Origin of the sequence: Spirosoma rhododendri (assembly GCF_012849055.1) — a bacterium.
Lineage (GTDB): Bacteria > Bacteroidota > Bacteroidia > Cytophagales > Spirosomataceae > Spirosoma > Spirosoma rhododendri.
Window position 1 is genome coordinate 1182704 of the sequence record NZ_CP051677.1, and the last position, 17294, is coordinate 1199997.

Genomic DNA, 17294 nt, shown 5'->3' on the forward strand with positions numbered 1-17294 from the left:
TGGACCGGCCCGCCGGCGCGGCTCCAGGTCCGGGTGGGCGCGTAGCGACCGAAAAAGCTACCGCCTGGCATAGTTACCCTGACGAGCACCCGGACGTGGATCGCTCCGGCGCACCGGTCCAGGCTACACGGACGCTCCTTTCAGATATGGACGTCTGGGCTACACAACTAACAGGCTATCCGTAGCTACAACTTACTCAATCGCTCGGCGGCTTCCTGGATGACGTCGTCGGTTTTAGCGAAGCAGAAGCGGAGAATGTGGTAGTCGTTCTGCTGGTGGTAGAATACCGATGTTGGAATCGAGGCCACGCCGATCTCTTTCGTCAGTCGAATAGCCAAGTCGTAATCTGGCTCATCGGTGATCGCGTCGTAGGCGACGCACTGAAAAAAGCTGCCCTCGGCGGGTGTGGATCGAAACCGGCTATTGGCGATGCCAGCCAGAAACAGATCCCGTTTGCGCTGGTAGAAAGCGGGGAGTTGCTGGTAGCGGGCCGGTTCAGCCAAATAGTCGGCAATGGCGTATTGCATGGGCGTAACGGTGCTAAACGTGACATACTGGTGAATCTTACGAAACGCAGCTGTCAGTGGGGCTGAGGCCAGACAATACCCGATCTTCCAGCCCGTGATGTGAAACGTCTTCCCAAACGATCCAACCACGAACGTGCGGTCGCGCAGCACCGGATGCGTCATCAATGACTGATGCGTGCGCCCGTCGAACAGGATATGCTCGTAGACTTCATCACTGACCAGCCAAATGTTGCGGTCCTGCACCAGTCGGGCCAGTTGATCGAGGTCGTCGCGGGTCCAGCAGCGCCCGGTCGGGTTGTGCGGGGTGTTGACCATGATCAGCCGTGTACGGTCCGTAATGGCCTCTTCCACCACCGACCAGTCGACGGCGTAGTCGGGCGGGGTTAGCGTGATGTAGACGGGTATGCCACCGTTCAGGTCGATGGTCGGCACGTAGCTGTCGTAAGCCGGTTCAAACACAATCACTTCATCGCCGGGCTGCACCACTGCTGTAACAGCCGCAAAAATCGCTTCCGTTGCCCCCGACACAATCGTGACCTCCGTATCAGGATCATAACTAACCCCGTACTGCTCCGCCGTTTTCTGCGCCAGCCGCTCCCGTAACACCGGTACACCCGTCATCGGCGCATACTGATTCCGGCCCGCCCGCATATGTTCGTCGACCAGTGCCGTCAGCGCGGGGTCGCAGTCGAAGCCGGGAAAGCCCTGCGACAGATTCAGTGCCCCCGTCTCCGTCGCCAGTTGCGACATCACGGTGAAAATGGTCGTTCCCACGCGGGGTAGTTTATCAGGGAGTAGCACGGTATTCGGTTTTCAGTTTACGGTTTACAGTTTTCGGCGGTCTGACGGGTCGGCACACAGTCGAGCGAATAAGCAAGTTACCGCCAAAACGCAGAACGACCACCCACAAATGGATGGTCGTTCTGTCTTCTGATCGGTCCGGTGATGCGTCAGCCCGCGCCACGGTGACCACCGTGGACCGTAATCTGTAAACCGTAACCTTAGAAAGATGCCGTTAGGCGGGTGAACAGGAAGCGACCGTTGAAGCCACCCTGGTTCGAGCCAAACAGGAACCGGCCCCGGTTCGACGCATCACGACCCGACGCGTAATCGACCGAGCCCAGCGCGTTGCGAGGGTCGATATAAATCTGATCGGGGTAGATATCGAACAGGTTGTTAGCACCCAGCGACAGACTGACAGCTTTCGTGAAGCGGTAGTTCAGCGTTAGGTCCGTAATCCAGACCGGATTGAATGTCTGATCGATGTACGGATCACCGGCTTCGTTGCGGGCAAACTGCGAATTGTAGTAGGCACCGCTGGCGTTTTTCGCGTAGGGGTCCAGATTCGTCCGGTTCGTCACCGAGCCAAAGCGTACCGTCCGCAGCGTTACATCGAACTTGTTGATCGTGTACGACGCGCTCAGGTTGATCTTGTTCTGCGGCTGTCCCGTTTCGAGCAGTGCTACCTGCGAGCGGTCGAAGAAGATGTTGCGGAACCACGTATCGGGGTTGCCGCCCTTGTTCTCGTTGTTGGCCGCACTATTGATCAGCGTCGACGGGTTCACCGACAACACCTTGTTCTGGTTGAAGTTGATAGCCGCCGTCAGCGTCAGTTGACCCGGACCAGCTTTCAGCCGCTCCGTCGCCACGATGTCGATCCCTTTCGTGCGGGTGTCGGCGGCATTGGCGAAGAAGCGAACGTTATTGATTCCCACGTACTCATTGGCGGCAAAGCCCAGCACCGACCGGCTGAACGCACCCGAATACAGAATCCGGTCTTTGATGTCGATCAAGTAGGCGTCAACCGTAATCGTGAACTGCCGACCGATCTGACTCGTCAGACCCAGCGTGTAGTTGACCGACGTTTCGGGCTTCAGCGCGTCGACACCAATAAACTGCCGGGCAATCGGGTTTTCGTTGTTCACCGTCAGCGTATTCGACGGGTTGCCGCTCACAAACTGCGTACTTGTGTTCTGGAAATACCGCTGATGCAGGCTCGGCGCGCGGAAGCCGGTGCTGATAGCTCCGCGAATGTTGAGCGCGTCGATCAGCCGCAGGCGACCCGCCAGCTTACCCGTCACTTTCGAGCCAAAATCCGAGTAGTTCTCGTACCGACCCGCCAGATCGAGCAGCAGTCGGCGGAACAGTTCGCCCTCCACGTCGGCGTACAGGCTGAAATTGTGCCGGGTGGCGTTGATGGCGTCGGTAGGCTGGTAGCCGGGAAACACCTGCGAACCGGGCAGAGCCAGCGTCGTACCGGGCGATGTACCGCCAATGGTAAACGGAGCCGTTGGCACAGTCTTGCCGATGCTGGCACCGATGTACGAGTTTGGCTCACCCGCTTCGATCTGGAACTGGTCGCGCCGGTATTCGGCACCAGCCGCCAGGTTCAGCCCCGTAATTTCGCCAACCTGCGCGTACAGCCGCGAGAAATCGAGGTTCGTTGTGTTCTGGTTGAACTTCAGCTTACCCGCGTAAAAATCCGTTTGCTGCGTGTTGCTGTTGGGCAGCGACGCGTTCCCCGAATTCAGCACGTCGAAGCGGAACGAGTTACGGCCGAACGTGTTGCTCAGGTCCATGTTCCACTGTCCCAGCTTCGTCTTGTACCCCACCAGCAACGACTGATCGTTGATGATCGACTGAATGGCGGGCAAAAAACCATCGGCGTAGTACAGTGACCCATCGGCGTTGAGCGGCTGCTGCGAACGCGAGGCCGGTACGCGGTTGTTACCGTAGCCCGTACCCGTGCGGTACGAGGCACCCGCCGTGAAATACACGCTTCCGTTGACGCCCACCGGCAGCGTACCGTTGACGAACAACCCGTAGTTGCGCGACGACGAGTTACCAATGATCATGTTCTGCCGGTTGTAGCCCCGCTGGGCGATAATCGCCTGATCGTCGGCGATAAGTTTGGTCCGAAAATCACTTGCGTTTTGGCCCGTTGGTGTCGTTGGAAAACCACCCGACGCACCCAGATACTCCGTCGGCGCGTTGTCGGGGCCACTGCGGTTCGTCCGGCCGCGCTCCTGCACCTGCCCGGCGACCGTCAGGCTACCGTTTCTACCGAGTCGGAAGCCTTTTGAAAAATCGAACTGCAACACGCCCCCGTCGCGCAGCGATTGACTGCGGGGGTCCGAGCCACCACCAATCAGCGGCACGTTGTATTTCATGTTGGTGAAACTCTGCCCGGCCGTCAGCGATGCCGTCAGGCCCGTGTAGTTCTTTTTCAGCACGACGTTGATAACGCCCGCAATGGCATCCGAACCATACTGCGCAGCCGCTCCGTCGCGCAGCACTTCAATGCGCTCGATAGCCGCTACCGGGATGGCGTTCATGTCGGTACCAACCGAACCACGACCCACCGAACCGTTAATGTTAACCAGTGCCGTCGTGTGCCGACGCTTGCCGTTAACCAGCACCAGCACCTGATCGGGGCCAAGCCCGCGCAGCGATGCCGGGTCGATGTGGTCGGTACCATCGGTTACGGTTTGGCGGTTGGAGTTGAACGACGGCGCAACGAAGTTCAGAATCTGACTGACGTCGGTTTGCGCGTAGCCTTTGAGGTCTTTCGTGCTAATCACGTCGACCGGGGCCACCGTCTGAATGTTGGTGCGGGCTGTAGCAGCACGCGATCCCACGACAACGACTTCGTTGAGCCGCGACGATGATTCCTGAATAGCCGCGTTGAGTTTAGTCTCCTCTCCCGTCGTTACCGTAACGGGTAGCGTAAGTGCTTCGTAGCCTACGAAGCTGAACCGGACATTGTACGTACCGGGGCTAACGTTGAGCCGATACACACCTTCGGCGTCAGCGGTGGCACCGGTACTGCTGCCTACCACCACGACCGTTGCGCCCGGAATCGGCGAACCACTCGTCTTGTCGGTGACGCGTCCGGTCAGACCCTGCGCGGCTGCCAGCGAGAGCGCGAAGAGCCAGGCAACTGCGGAAAATACAAATCGTGAAGTTTTATAGAAATACAGATTAATCATAGAGTCCTATTTTAATTAAACAGCAAATAAAAACAACGTATTGCTACTAGCCAAAATAGCAGTCTTATATTTTACGTATTTGATCGTTTGCCAATTAATAATTTTATTTAATAATTACCTATAGTCATACTATCACAGAAACAGTCATAAGTACGATCATTATAGTTATTGAAAAAATACTATTTGATTGTGATAATGTTAGTTTAACCGACTTCCTTAAAACAGAAAAGGTCCACACGATTGTGCGGACCCCTTCAATTGACAAAACGGTAGTGCTTACTTCACCGATACGACTTCCAGATCGAAGCGAAGTGGTGCATACGGCGTAATGATGTATGTGTTGTTCTGCACAACCCCCGTTGTTCCGTAACCCAGCGTTGAGGGGAAAATGATCGTTGCTTTCTCGCCAACGCGTAGCTTCGATAAGCCTTCTTCAAAACCAGCAACGTACTTACCCTGCCCCAGCGTAGCATCGAAGGTGCCAGTGCCGGTACTGTCAAAAGCCGTCCGTGACCGTAACGTCCGGCCAGCATAACGAATCGTTACCGTCTGCCCGGTCGTGGGCGAAGTACCTGCCGTGTTTGTCTGCGTGCGGATAAAGCGCAGCCCGGTTGTGCTCAGTTCGGGCGTCGGCAAACTGTTGCGGCTGATGTAGTCGCTGATCTGTTGATCCTGCGTCCGCGACCGGACCAGCGTTACGTCGAAGCGAACGGGTGAATACGCAGGCAGGTTGGTCAGCGCCCGATCGTTATAGCCGATGTACGACGGAAGCAGCATGATGGCTTTGTCGCCCTCGCCCATCAGCCCCAGCCCCTGTTCCAGGCCCGACAGAATCGACTGAATTCCGTAGGGATAATACACCGGCGTGGTAGACGCCGAACTGTCGACGAGCACCCCCGTATTGATGTTGTACGACTTATAGTTGAATTGAACCTCTTCGCCGACGGCGGGTTTTTTCGCCCCGATTACCGAGTCCGTTTTGTAGAAGTAAAGCCCGCTCGTCAGCTTAGAACCTTTATACGCCTTTTGCGACGCATAGTTCAGAATAGCCTGATCATTAGCGATATACAGGTCATTGGTACCGTTGATATCTGTTTGCTTGCAGGCCGTAATTACCCCGGTCAGCGCCAGTAGGGTTAGTAAAGTTTGTGTTGCGTTACGCATGAATTGAAAAGAGAAATGTACTGATACTACGCAAATCGACCCGGTTTCGTGGCGAATCGTTGGAATAGCGGGTCAGAACCAGTCAACCGAATCAAGGCAACAGCACCTGATCAACGATGTGAATGACCCCATTGTTGGAGATCAGATCCGCCTGTTTGATATTGGCCGACGTACTGTTGCGGTTGCCTTTGATCGTGGCCGTTCCCGTGTTGGTAAAGACCGTCAGGCGAGCCCCGTTCAGCGTCGTCAGTACACCGGTCTGGAATTGATAGGATAGCAGCGACCCAGACACAGCGTGGTACGACAGCAACGACGACAGCGTCTGCGAACTGGTTGATTCGATTGCGTTAATGCTGCTGTAGCCAGCCGCCCGGAACGCATCGTTGGTCGGCGCGAACAGCGTTACCAGATTACCCGACGACGTACTACTCAGCGCCGTTAACAAAGTAGGGTTGGCTACGGCAAGTCGCTTTACAGCCGCCGACAGAAACGTAAGATCCTGGTTCGCATCGATGGTTGCCAGCAAACTGCTCTGCGATGGGCTCAGCAGCTTATCGATAACCTGAATCGGCCCGTTGGCTGTCTGAATATCCGACTGCACCAGTTTGGCACCGTTGATGTACAGCGTCGACGCCGTTTTGTTGATAAACACGACACCATTGTCTGCGGTCTGCACCGTCGTTTGCCCCGACGGAATGGCCGATGTCGACAGCGGTGCGTACAGCATGTGGTGGGTGAGCAGGGCCCGCACCTGCGCTTGCGGCAGCGCCCGGATTGCCGCTTCGCTGCCCAGACCGGCCGCAACGAATGCATCGTTGTTGGGAGCCAGTAGCGTCATGTTAGCCGATTTAAACGCGCCACCGAAGGCTGCATAATTGGTAGCTGCCCGTAGCAGCTGAAACTGATCATCTTCCTGCACCCGGTCAGCGATGGTCCTGGGTACGGCCACTTGTTCGTCCTCATTCCCACACCCCGTCAACGACGTGCCCAGTATAAAAAACAGTGCCACACGGAGTAGCCACTGCGTCATAAATCGATTCATCAGGTCAAGCATTACGCCGGAATTTACGCTGCAAATATAGAACCAGCCAGCCGACAAGCCGTTATTCGGCCATCAGCACCTTTCTGATTACCACGTCTGTAGTTCTGATTCTATTGCACGGCCCCCTGCGTTTTTTTCCGTATCTTCGCAGCCTTTGTTAAATACTGTTAAAACAATCCCCCAGGGATGAAGGAAGATATTGATCCGGGCAATCTGCCTCAGCACATAGCCGTTATCATGGACGGAAATGGCCGCTGGGCGAAACAGCAGGGAGCCGCCCGCATTTTTGGTCATAAAAACGCCATTAAGGCGGTTCGGGAAGTAACCGAAGGCTGCGCGGAACTCGGCGTCAAGTTTCTGACGCTTTATGCTTTTTCAACGGAAAACTGGAACCGGCCCAAACTCGAAGTCGACGCGCTGATGACGCTGCTGGTGCATACCATCCGGGGTGAAATCAAAACGCTGATGACCAACAACGTGCGGCTGACGACCATTGGCCACACCGAAACGTTGCCCAAAGATTGTCAGCGCGAACTGGCCGAAGCCATGCGCGAAACGGCCAACAACACAGGTCTGACGCTGGTACTGGCCCTGAGCTATAGCGGCCGGTGGGAGATTCTGGAAGCCGCCCGTCAGCTGGCCATACAGGTGCGCGATGGCAAACTGGCCCCCGAAGACATCGACGAAACCCGATTCCACCAGCACCTGACGACGGCCGATATGCCCGACCCGGAACTGATGATTCGGACGAGTGGCGAAATGCGAATCAGCAATTTCATGCTGTGGCAGCTGGCCTACTCCGAGTTTTACATGCCCGAAGTACTTTGGCCGGACTTCCGCCGTGAACACCTGCATGAGGCTATCCTCACCTACCAGCAACGGGAACGGCGGTTTGGCAAAACAAGCGAACAATTAACCAAATAAGGCTGGTATGCGGGTTGCGCTCAGTCTGCTTATTGATAACGTGCTTACTAAAAAGAAAGTGATCGTACCAACCCTCAGCGTTCGCAGCGGGTCATCCGTTTTTCATACCACCGTGCGTGCCTGTTCGTGCATACACTGCTAAGAATCAATTTGCCTGCCGACTTCATGCAAGCCAACTATCGGGCTGATTTACCACTATCAATGCCTGCGATCAGTAAACCACTTACTTCGTTGAAACACCGTATAACGTACATGCTGGCACTCGTTTGCCTGCTAACCGCGCTGGCCCCCGTTCTGGGTCAGGTGCGGGTAGGCGTCGGCCGTCCGGCTACTGAAACGCCATTTTCTTCCGACGAACTAACCAATTACGCCAGCCCGAAAGAATACGAGATCACCGGCCTGAGCGTAACCGGTACCCGCTACCTCGACCCAAACTCGCTGGTATCGCTGGCTGGTTTGAAAGTAGGCGACAAAACCCGGATTCCGGGCGAAGCGGTTGGCTCGTCGGTGCGTAAGCTGATGGACTCGGGCCTGCTCGATAACGTCGAACTGTTCGCTACCCACACGGGCGAGGGTAAAGTCGCGCTGATGTTTAAAGTGCAGGAGCGCCCCCGGCTGTATCGGGTTAGCTTTATGGGCATAAAAAAAGGCGAGCAGGATCAGCTGAAAGACAAAACCAAGCTGAACCTGGGTAAGATCGTCAGCAACACGATTGTCAAGAATACACAGATGGCCGTGCGGAAATACTTCGTCGACAAAGGCTACCTGAACACCAAAGTAAAGATCACGACGATACCCGACAGCGCCCGCAACAACGCGACGATGCGCGTACTGGTCGACAAGGGGCAGAAGGTAAAAATTGCCAAAATTAACTTCGAGGGGATGGACGAAGCCGACGAGTCGGCCGTGCGGATGAAGATGAAGAGCACGAAGGAAAAGCGCTTCGGCCGCCTGTTCACCCCGTCGAAGTTTGTGCCCAAGAAATACGAGGAAGATAAGCAGAAGCTGATCGCCTACTATAACAAGCTGGGCTACCGCGACGCCAGCATTGAAAGTGACACGCTGATCCACAACCCAGACAATACGGTGTCGCTCAACATCACGCTCAACGAAGGCAAAAAGTACTACTACCGCAACATCGACTTTTCGGGTAACTACCTGTACACGGCTGCGCAACTGCGGGGTGTGCTTGGCATTCAGAAGGGTGACGTATATAACCCGGAAGACCTTGAAAAACGGCTGAACGGTAACCCCGGTCAGGACCTGAGTTCGCAGTACATGGACGACGGTTATCTGTACTACAACGCGACACCCGTTGAGCGAATGATCGACGGTGATTCGATTGATCTGGAAATTCGTGTCTTTGAAGGCAAGCAGGCGACCATCAACCGGATCGTGCTGAATGGCAACACCAAAACCAGCGACCACGTCGTGATGCGGACGATCCGTACGCTGCCAGGGCAGAAGTTTTCCAAAACGCTGCTCATCCGTACGCAACGCGAACTGTCGACGCTGGGCTATTTCGACCCGGAGAAAATCGGCATTCAGCCTGTGCCGCAGAACGACGGTACCGTCGATATCGAATATACGGTTGAAGAAAAACCATCCGACCAGATTGAACTATCGGGCGGCTGGGGCGGCTACGTCGGCTTCGTTGGTACGCTCGGTTTGACGTTCAATAACTTCTCGGCCCGTAACATCCCTCACCTGAGCGCGTGGAAGCCCCTGCCAGCCGGCGACGGGCAGCGGGTGCAGGTTCGTTTTCAGGCCAACGGCCGGCAGTATCAGGTGTACTCGCTGTCGTTTACCGAACCCTGGCTCGGTGGCCGCAAGCCCAACGCCCTGTCGGTTAGTGCCAGCCACACGGTATACCGCTCGTACTATGACCCGCTCAACCCGGCCAGTCTGTACCAGAGTCTGGCGGGCCGCACTCCAACGGGTTCGTACTCGAACACGGCTTTCACCGTTGGTCTGGGTCGTCAGTTGAAAGTACCCGATGACTTTTTCTCGCTGACGCACTCGCTGTCGTATCAGCGGTACGATCTGAACAACCTCGACCTGTTCTACATCGGCTACAAGAACGGTATCTCGAACAACTTCACCTTCAATACGACCATTGCCCGGAACAGCATCGACAACCCGCAGTTTCCCCGGTCGGGTTCGTCGTTCTCGCTGAGCGGTTCGTTTACGCCCCCCTACTCGGCCTTCAAAACCGAAAAGGAAAACGTAAGCATCGAAAACCGGTTCAAGTTTGTCGAGTACCACAAATGGATGTTCGACGCGAGCTGGTTCCAGACTGTTGTTGGTAAGCTGGTGCTGAACGCACGGGCGCACATGGGCTTTCTGGGCAGCTACAACAAGCGCACCGAGATCGGCCCCTTCGAGCGATTCGTACTGGGTGGTTCGGGTCTGGCGGGTCAGGGTCAGTTTGCCCTGGCGCAGGACATCATTGGTCTGCGCGGTTACGACGACCGGAGCGTCTACACGGCAGACTACAACCAGGTTGCGTCAGCGGCTGCCCGCAGTCAGGGCGGGGTTGTGTACAACAAATTCGTAGCCGAGCTGCGCTACCCGGTATCGCTGAACCCGTCGGCCACAATCTTCGCGCTGACGTTCCTTGAAGCGGGTAACAACTGGGCGAGCTACAAGCAGTACAACCCGTTTGATCTGAAACGGTCGATTGGTTTTGGTGCGCGGATTTTCATGCCAGCCTTCGGTCTGATCGGTATCGACTACGGCTACGGTTTCGACACTATTCCGGGCATCAAAGAGAAACCATCGGGCCAGTTCCACTTCACGATTGGTCAACAGATCCGATAAGATTTAGCTCGCGTCAGCGTTTTATAAACGACGAACCGGCCCGATGATTGGCCCGGTATTGGCAGGGGAATCTAACTGACAGTCAATTCGTTTGTCTTGAAAAGTTGACGCAGGGTCATGAGAAAGGGGATAATTTTTGTACTTTTGTGCGCCTTTTGGCCAACTGTTCAGGCTTCGGCTCAGAAGTTTGGCTACGTCGACACGGAGTTCGTTTACAGCAAGATGCCTGAGTATCAGAAGGCCCTTGGCGAAATCGACAAGTTTACCGACAAGTGGGCCAAAGACATACAGGACAAGTACGCCGACATTAAAAAGATGCAGCGGGCCTACCAGGCAGAAGAGATTCTGCTGACCGATGAGATGAAGCGTGACCGGCAGCGGTTACTGAGCGAGAAAGAACGGGAAGCCCGCGATTACAATAACAAGGTGTTTGGCTACGAGGGTATGCTCTACCAGAAAAAAAAGGAGCTGATGCGGACGCCGATGGACATGGTGATTCGGGCCATTGAAAAAGTATCCGTACAGAAGAAGCTGGACTTTATGTTCGATAAAGCATCTGATTTTGTTATGCTGTACACCAACCCCCGCCACGACTACACGGAGTATGTTATGGAAGAACTGGGGCTCGATGTAAACGCAAAATCAGGTAAGCCCAACACCGTTGCCGGTGCGGTTACCAACCCCGCCGGAACCAGTACAGACAATAAACCAACCACAAAACAGTAGTAGTAAACCAAGTAAACTGAAGATGAACAAGACACTCGTTATGGCGTTCGCAGCCGCTTTGCTGGCTGGTGGTCTGAACGCTCAGGCTCAAACAACGGCAGCCCCCGCCACGACGGCCTCGGCAGCCGTAAAGCTGGGCTATACGAATATCGATTATATTCTCGGCCAGACACCCGAAGCTAAAGACATACAAAACCAGTTGACCATTCAGCGGACGCAGTCGGAAAACGAACTGAAGCGGATGCAGAAAGAACTGGAAGACAAGTATGGCGCTTACCAGAAAGGGGCTGAGCAGATGTCGGAGGTAATCCGCAAAGACCGCGAAACCGAATTGCAGGGGCTGCAAACCCGCATTCAGGAGTTTGGTCGGACGGCTGAGCAGTCGCTGCAAACCAAGTACGGTCAGCTGGTAAACCCGGTTGTACAGAAAATTCAGAAAGCGATCGACGCAGTAGCGAAGGAGAACGCGTACACCTACGTTTTCAACCTCGATGCCGGTGCCAACACGACGCCGATTCTGCTGGTAGCGCCTGAAGAAAATAACATCACGGAGCTGGTGCTTCGCAAGATGGGTATCGATCCGTCGAAAATTGCTGCTCCGGCTGCCAATAAGCCTGCAACGACGGGTACGGGTTCGGCCGCTGCTCCAGCCGCGACGCCAAAGAAAAACAAGTAAGTCGGCTGAATAAGCATTGATTCTTATTGAAACGAGTCAGTCCCTAACCGGGCTGACTCGTTTCGCATTATGCCGGGTATATCCCGAAATTTGTGCAAAGCTGCCCGTCGTACGTTGGTCAATCTGGCCAAAGAGTTAGGCAGAAACGACCCACGACAAAATTCCCGGCCTTACTTTTGCGTTCTTTCTGTTAGTACTACTCGTAAACGTTATCTATGAACCGTACGGCCGGTCTACTGGCGGGGTTGCTGATCGGCCTGCTTTGGGGCAGAACCCACGCTCAGGATACAAAACCATTACGTCTTAATTTCCCTGCTCAGTCCGACTGGAGCGTAGTACCGGAAGGCAGCACCGTTCGTTTCGACGTAAAAGCCAACGCGCCTACCGGCGACACGCTGACATTCTCACTTCGGGGCGACAAAATCCCGGAAGGGGCTGAAATCGACTCGCTGGGCCATTTCAGCTGGACACCGGCTCACAACCTGGCCGACCGGATTCAGACGCGTAAGCTGGTGCCCATCACGTTCGACGTACGCGATCAGCACGGGCATTCAGCGACCCAAACCATTGACTTCGCGGTGCTGCACGTCAACCGTCCACCCATGATTGGCGAACTGCGTCCCTTTTACGTACAGTATAAGACGCAGAATACCTATAAAATGGACCCCGAACTGGTTCATGACGACGATGGTGACCCGATCGTGTTTATTTCAATCCCGGATCAGATGCCGGAGGGCAGCAAGCTCTCCGCACAGGGTGAACTGATCTGGACCTTGTCGTACAATCAGTTCAAGAAACTCAAGCAGGCACCGATATACATTGAGTTCTGGGTGGAAGATCAACCCGCCAAGACCCGCTCGAAAGGACGGCTCAAAGTCGAAGTGACCGAGATGGACCTGCCGCCCGATATCGCCGTTATTCCGCAGGAAACCCGCTACAAGCTTCGCGAAAACGCCACCGTCGATCTGAAATTCTATCTGTCAGACCCGAATGGCGACGACGATATCAACGAATTTAACTTTCTGTCTGACAACCAGCAGATCCCAAAAACGGCGCTGGTTAAGAATACCGACAATCAGTACGAATTCATCTGGCAACCCGGTTTCGACTTCGTTAAAGACCCCTACGATTCACTGGAAGCGCACGTAACGTTTTACGTGCTCGATAAGGCGCAGAACCGGCAGGAACGGCAAATTACGTTTGTAGTGAAGAACACCGTCAACGAAGCGGAGAAAGACCGGTACTACTATACTCAATACCGGCAGGTACTGGTACAGGCCTGGGGTCTGATTGAGCAGTTGGGCGAAAAAGAGGAACAGCTGAAGCGCGACTACAAACGAGCCAAAGGCGGCAAGCGGAACCGCTCGGTTGCCAACGCATCATTAGGTGCCGTTACAGGCGTGTCACCTGCTATTACGAGTAGTAATGGCAGTCAGGATACGCAGCGGCTTATCTCAGCTATTGGCGGCACGGCCGTGTTGACGATGGGCACGCTGGAAGCCACCGAAGTAATCGGCAAGTCCATGAAAGACTTACTCGATCGATACAACTATGTACTCGGAAAGAAAGCGGAATTGCAGAACAAAGGCGACGTATTCGCTCGAGAGTTTGCGCTCAAATCAAGTCGGCGTAGCAACGAATTTGTCAAAAAACTCGACGATTTCAGGGGGGTAATGAGCCTTAGCGGACTGGTTGCGCTGGAACTGGACGCCAACTGGCAATCAAAAAAGGAAGCAACCGATAAAGCAGTCAAGCGCACGTTCAAAGACTTTACTATGCTCGAAGAAGCGCAGTAAAAGTCTTATTTTCAACACGAAGGCACAGAGATCACCGAGGAAAAACTCCGTGTGCTCTGTGCCTTTGTGTTGAAAAATGGCTTAGTCCAGTCAGTCTTCTTTGGGGATTGTCGGTGTCGCACTTACACCGTGGATGTCGTTGCGACGCGTGTCATCAGTCGATTCGTCCGTCCGGTCGCTGTGGGCAGGTGTAGGTGTCGACTCCTCTTCCACTTCACTCATTGGCAGAACGGATGCTTGCGTAGCGTCCGGGCCGGAGGTGGGCAGCATACCATCCTCAGGATCGAAACCACCGAAAAAACGACGCTGAAACAAGAGTATCAGGCAGACGCCGATAAAGATACAGGAGTCAGCGATGTTGAAAATAGGGGTCGAGTAATACTGTCCGCCCCAAACCGGAACCCACTCCGGGATGAATCCCTCCCAGACATCGACAAAAATCATGTCGATCACCTGCCCGTGAAACCAGGGCGTCGGTGATCCGTAGGGGGCGTTGTGAAGAAAAACCCCGTAGAATGTACTGTCGATAACGTTACCAACAGCCCCGGCCAGAATCATCGCTATCGCCCAAAGCAATCCATTCGGGGCTCCCCGATGGGCCAGATGCACCAGATAGTAGCCAATGCCGACCATGGCAAACAGCCGAAAGACGCTCAGCAATAACTTCCCGTATTCGTAGCCAAGCTGCATCCCAAACGCCATTCCTGGATTAAGCACATAATGCAGCTTAAACCAGTCGCCAATCAGTTTGACCTGACCAGCGAAGCCCGGTTCCATGTAGTGGTGAACGGCCAGTTTCGATCCCTGATCGATAGCAATCAGCACTACAGTCAGTAGGAAAAAGGGGAACGGATTTTTCTTGATCATAAAAAAATTTGGCCCAGCCAGTTGGCCGGGCCAGAGTTACTAAAGGCTATTCCAGACTGTGTTCGCAATGACTATCTGTTGTGAACCAGTGGTAGGTACGCTACTTTTCGCACCCTTTCCGACGTTTCAGTTCATCGCGCACGAGCATATACTCGCGGCTGCTCTGTCCGGCTATCGACTTATTCTCTTCGGCCCGACGGAACAGGTACGGCATTACCGTTTCAACAGGGCCGTATGGTACGTACTTGGCCACGTTGTATCCGGCTGTTGCCAGATTGTACGAGATGTTATCACTCATACCCAGCAGCTGCGCAAAGTAAATATGCTGGTCGTTGTGGTCGATACCCAGCGCCTGCATTTTCTGCACGCAGTACTGGCAGCTGTATTCGTTGTGCGTGCCGAGGCAGAAGGAAACGACGTCGCGGTTTTCCAAGCAGAAATCGATTGCGAGGTTGAAGTCGCGGTCGGTGTCTTCTTTCGTGGCCTGAATCGGGTCCTGATACTCTTCTTCGTGTGAGCGCAGCCGTTCTTTCTCCAGATAAGCGCCCCGCACCAGTTTAACACCCAGGAAATACCCTTTCGCGTGCGCTTCCTGAAGGTCACGATTAAGCCGGTCAAGGCTCTCCCAACGATACATCTGATACGTGTTGTACACGATCGGTTTCTCGTGGTTGAAGCGGTCCATCATGGCATACGCCAGTGTATCGATCGTGTCTTGAATCCAGCTTTCCTCGGCATCGATAAAGATGCGAACGTTCCGCTCGAAAGCACGGCGACACAGTGAATCGACCCGCTTCAATACGCGGTCAAACTGCGCTTTCTGGTCCTTATCGAGCGAGTTGCCCAGCTGTACGGCTTCAAGCAGCTCGGTCGATGCCAGTCCGGTTATCTTGAAGACAGTAAAGGGGATGTCGGCTGATTCGTTGGCCCGTTCGATGGTACGCATGATTTCAAGCGTCGTCTCGTCAAAGCTTTTTTCATCATCCTCACCTTCAACCGAATAGTCAAGAATGGTACCTACGTGTGCGTCGTGCAGGTGGCGGATAGTCGGTTCTGAGTCACGAATACTTTCTCCTCCACAGAATTGCTCAAAAATCGTGTGTTTAATCAGCGATTTGATGGGCAGGTGAAGGCGGAGGGCAAGTTTTATGAAAAAAGTACCTAAATTTACCAGCCAACCCTTATTCATCAACGCAAAAAGCCAGTACGTCTTTCTAAGTTTGGCGTTCGACTGAGCTGAAAACGCAATCGAGGTATCTTCGAAAGAGACTGGTCCGACCTGAGTGCTGTGTTTACCAGCGTCTGTTCGGCCGGCTTCAAGCGAGCCCTCGGCCCATTCACCGGCCACAGGCAATACATTACTTCGGTTCGACATATCAGTGCTCCGTTTTGACGGTGCTACGTCCATAGCGTTAGATGCGTGTCGGTAAGACGACCGAAATATAGAAGGAAATTTCGGTCAATGGATTAAACTCCCCGATACGGCTTGTTCAAGAAACAAAATTCAGTTGTAGACAAAGTGGGGAACTAGCCTAAAACACAACTAGTTCCCCCTGCAAATATACCACAAAATCAGATTTAAAGTTCCTTGTTTAGTCCGGGTACACCATACCCCTGATACGTTTACCATGAAAGTAGATTTGACCGTTGAGCCGCTGAATTCGTGGATCGATACCAGTGGCAAACCGCTGATTATTGCCGGGCCTTGTAGCGCCGAAACCGAAGAGCAGGTTGTCGAAACCGTTCGGCAACTGAAAGCCCTGAACGCCGTGCACGTCATTCGGGCGGGTGTCTGGAAACCGCGTACCCGGCCGGGTAGCTTTGAAGGTATGGGCGAAGCCGCTTTGCCGTGGCTGCAAACCGCCAAAGCCGAAACCGGCCTGCCGATTGCCGTTGAAGTAGCGACACCTGAACACATCGAACTGGCCCTGAAGTACGACATCGACGTATTGTGGGTAGGTGCCCGGACAACGGTAAACCCGTTTAACGTACAGGAAATTGCTGATGCCCTGCGTGGTGTGGATGTACCGGTCCTGATTAAGAACCCCGTTAACCCGGATCTGGCCCTTTGGGTAGGTGCCTTCGAGCGGATCGCTGGTGCTGGTATCACCAAGCTGGCGGCCATTCACCGGGGTTTTGCTACAGGCGAAACAAGCAAGTACCGCAACGTACCGATGTGGCAGATGGCGATCGAACTGAAGTCGATCTTCCCAAGCCTGCCGATCATCGGTGACCCCAGCCACATGGCCGGTAAGCGGGCGTACCTCAACGAGCTGTCGCAGATGGCAATGGACCTCAACTACGATGGTCTGATCGTTGAGTCGCACATCGACCCCGACAAAGCGTGGAGCGACGCAGCTCAGCAGCTGACCCCTACTGCCTTCGGAGAGATGCTCGATCACCTCGAAATCCGGCAGGTAGATTCGCCGAACCGCGAATTCCAGACGTTCATGGAGCAGTCACGCCGGAGCATCGACAACGTCGACCGGCAGATGGTTGAAATGCTGGCAGCCCGTATGGCCCTGGTTGAGCGGCTTGCTGAATACAAGCGTGATAACAACGTAACGCTGTTTCAGCCAGAGCGCTGGAAGGAGATTCTGCAAACCCGCACCGAAACGGGTAAGAAGCTGGGCCTGTACCCCGAACTGGTGGAAGAAATCTACAAGATTATCCACATGGAGTCGATTCGGAAGCAAACCGAGATCATGAACAACTCGACACAAAACGCGTAACGACGTTTTCCTGTCAACAAACAAGCCCCCG

Annotated in this window: 12 protein-coding genes; 6 read left to right on the plus strand and 6 right to left on the minus strand. The window is 54.4% G+C overall.

Annotated elements, in window-relative coordinates:
- Positions 1-185 precede the first annotated feature (185 nt).
- The 4 genes from HH216_RS04655 to HH216_RS04670 form a co-directional block, all read right to left on the minus strand.
- On the minus strand, positions 186-1277 hold the full coding sequence (locus HH216_RS04655; RefSeq protein ID WP_254448814.1) for a methionine aminotransferase: 1092 nt from the start codon (positions 1275-1277) through the stop codon (positions 186-188).
- 251 nt (positions 1278-1528) lie between these two features.
- The gene (locus tag HH216_RS04660) at positions 1529-4516 is read right to left on the minus strand and encodes a TonB-dependent receptor (RefSeq protein WP_169549738.1); all 2988 of its coding nucleotides are present in this window, start codon (positions 4514-4516) and stop codon (positions 1529-1531) included.
- Positions 4517-4792: 276 nt separating this feature from the next.
- Positions 4793-5680, minus strand: coding sequence for an FKBP-type peptidyl-prolyl cis-trans isomerase (locus tag HH216_RS04665; RefSeq protein WP_169549739.1), 888 nt, complete (start codon positions 5678-5680; stop codon positions 4793-4795).
- Positions 5681-5771: 91 nt separating this feature from the next.
- Complete coding sequence (locus HH216_RS04670) at positions 5772-6722, minus strand: fasciclin domain-containing protein (RefSeq protein ID WP_169549740.1); 951 nt, start codon at positions 6720-6722, stop codon at positions 5772-5774.
- Positions 6723-6908: 186 nt separating this feature from the next.
- Here HH216_RS04670 and HH216_RS04675 point away from each other — a divergent pair, with 186 nt between their 5' ends.
- From HH216_RS04675 to HH216_RS04695, 5 genes are all read left to right on the plus strand, one after another.
- Positions 6909-7646: an isoprenyl transferase gene (locus HH216_RS04675; RefSeq protein WP_169549741.1), complete on the plus strand. Its 738-nt coding sequence runs from the start codon at positions 6909-6911 to the stop codon at positions 7644-7646.
- Between the two features lie 231 nt (positions 7647-7877).
- Complete coding sequence (gene bamA / locus HH216_RS04680) at positions 7878-10466, plus strand: outer membrane protein assembly factor BamA (protein ID WP_169549742.1); 2589 nt, start codon at positions 7878-7880, stop codon at positions 10464-10466.
- A gap of 117 nt (positions 10467-10583) precedes the next feature.
- Complete coding sequence (locus HH216_RS04685; protein ID WP_169549743.1) at positions 10584-11192, plus strand: OmpH family outer membrane protein; 609 nt, start codon at positions 10584-10586, stop codon at positions 11190-11192.
- A gap of 22 nt (positions 11193-11214) precedes the next feature.
- Positions 11215-11868 (plus strand): OmpH family outer membrane protein, encoded by a 654-nt coding sequence (locus HH216_RS04690; RefSeq protein ID WP_169549744.1) that lies wholly within the window; start codon positions 11215-11217, stop codon positions 11866-11868.
- A gap of 215 nt (positions 11869-12083) precedes the next feature.
- The gene (locus HH216_RS04695; protein WP_169549745.1) at positions 12084-13664 is read left to right on the plus strand and encodes an Ig-like domain-containing protein; all 1581 of its coding nucleotides are present in this window, start codon (positions 12084-12086) and stop codon (positions 13662-13664) included.
- A 90-nt stretch (positions 13665-13754) separates the two neighbouring features.
- On the opposite strand, the gene HH216_RS04700 is transcribed toward HH216_RS04695, so the two are convergent.
- Positions 13755-14531 carry a lipoprotein signal peptidase gene (locus HH216_RS04700; RefSeq protein WP_169549746.1) on the minus strand — a complete coding sequence of 259 codons (777 nt, stop codon included), beginning with the start codon at positions 14529-14531 and terminating at the stop codon, positions 13755-13757.
- Between the two features lie 100 nt (positions 14532-14631).
- On the minus strand, positions 14632-15720 hold the full coding sequence (locus HH216_RS04705; RefSeq protein ID WP_254448684.1) for a proline dehydrogenase family protein: 1089 nt from the start codon (positions 15718-15720) through the stop codon (positions 14632-14634).
- 439 nt (positions 15721-16159) lie between these two features.
- On the opposite strand from HH216_RS04705, the gene HH216_RS04710 reads away from it, so the two are divergent.
- Positions 16160-17263 (plus strand): chorismate mutase, encoded by a 1104-nt coding sequence (locus HH216_RS04710; RefSeq protein WP_169549748.1) that lies wholly within the window; start codon positions 16160-16162, stop codon positions 17261-17263.
- Positions 17264-17294 lie beyond the last annotated feature (31 nt).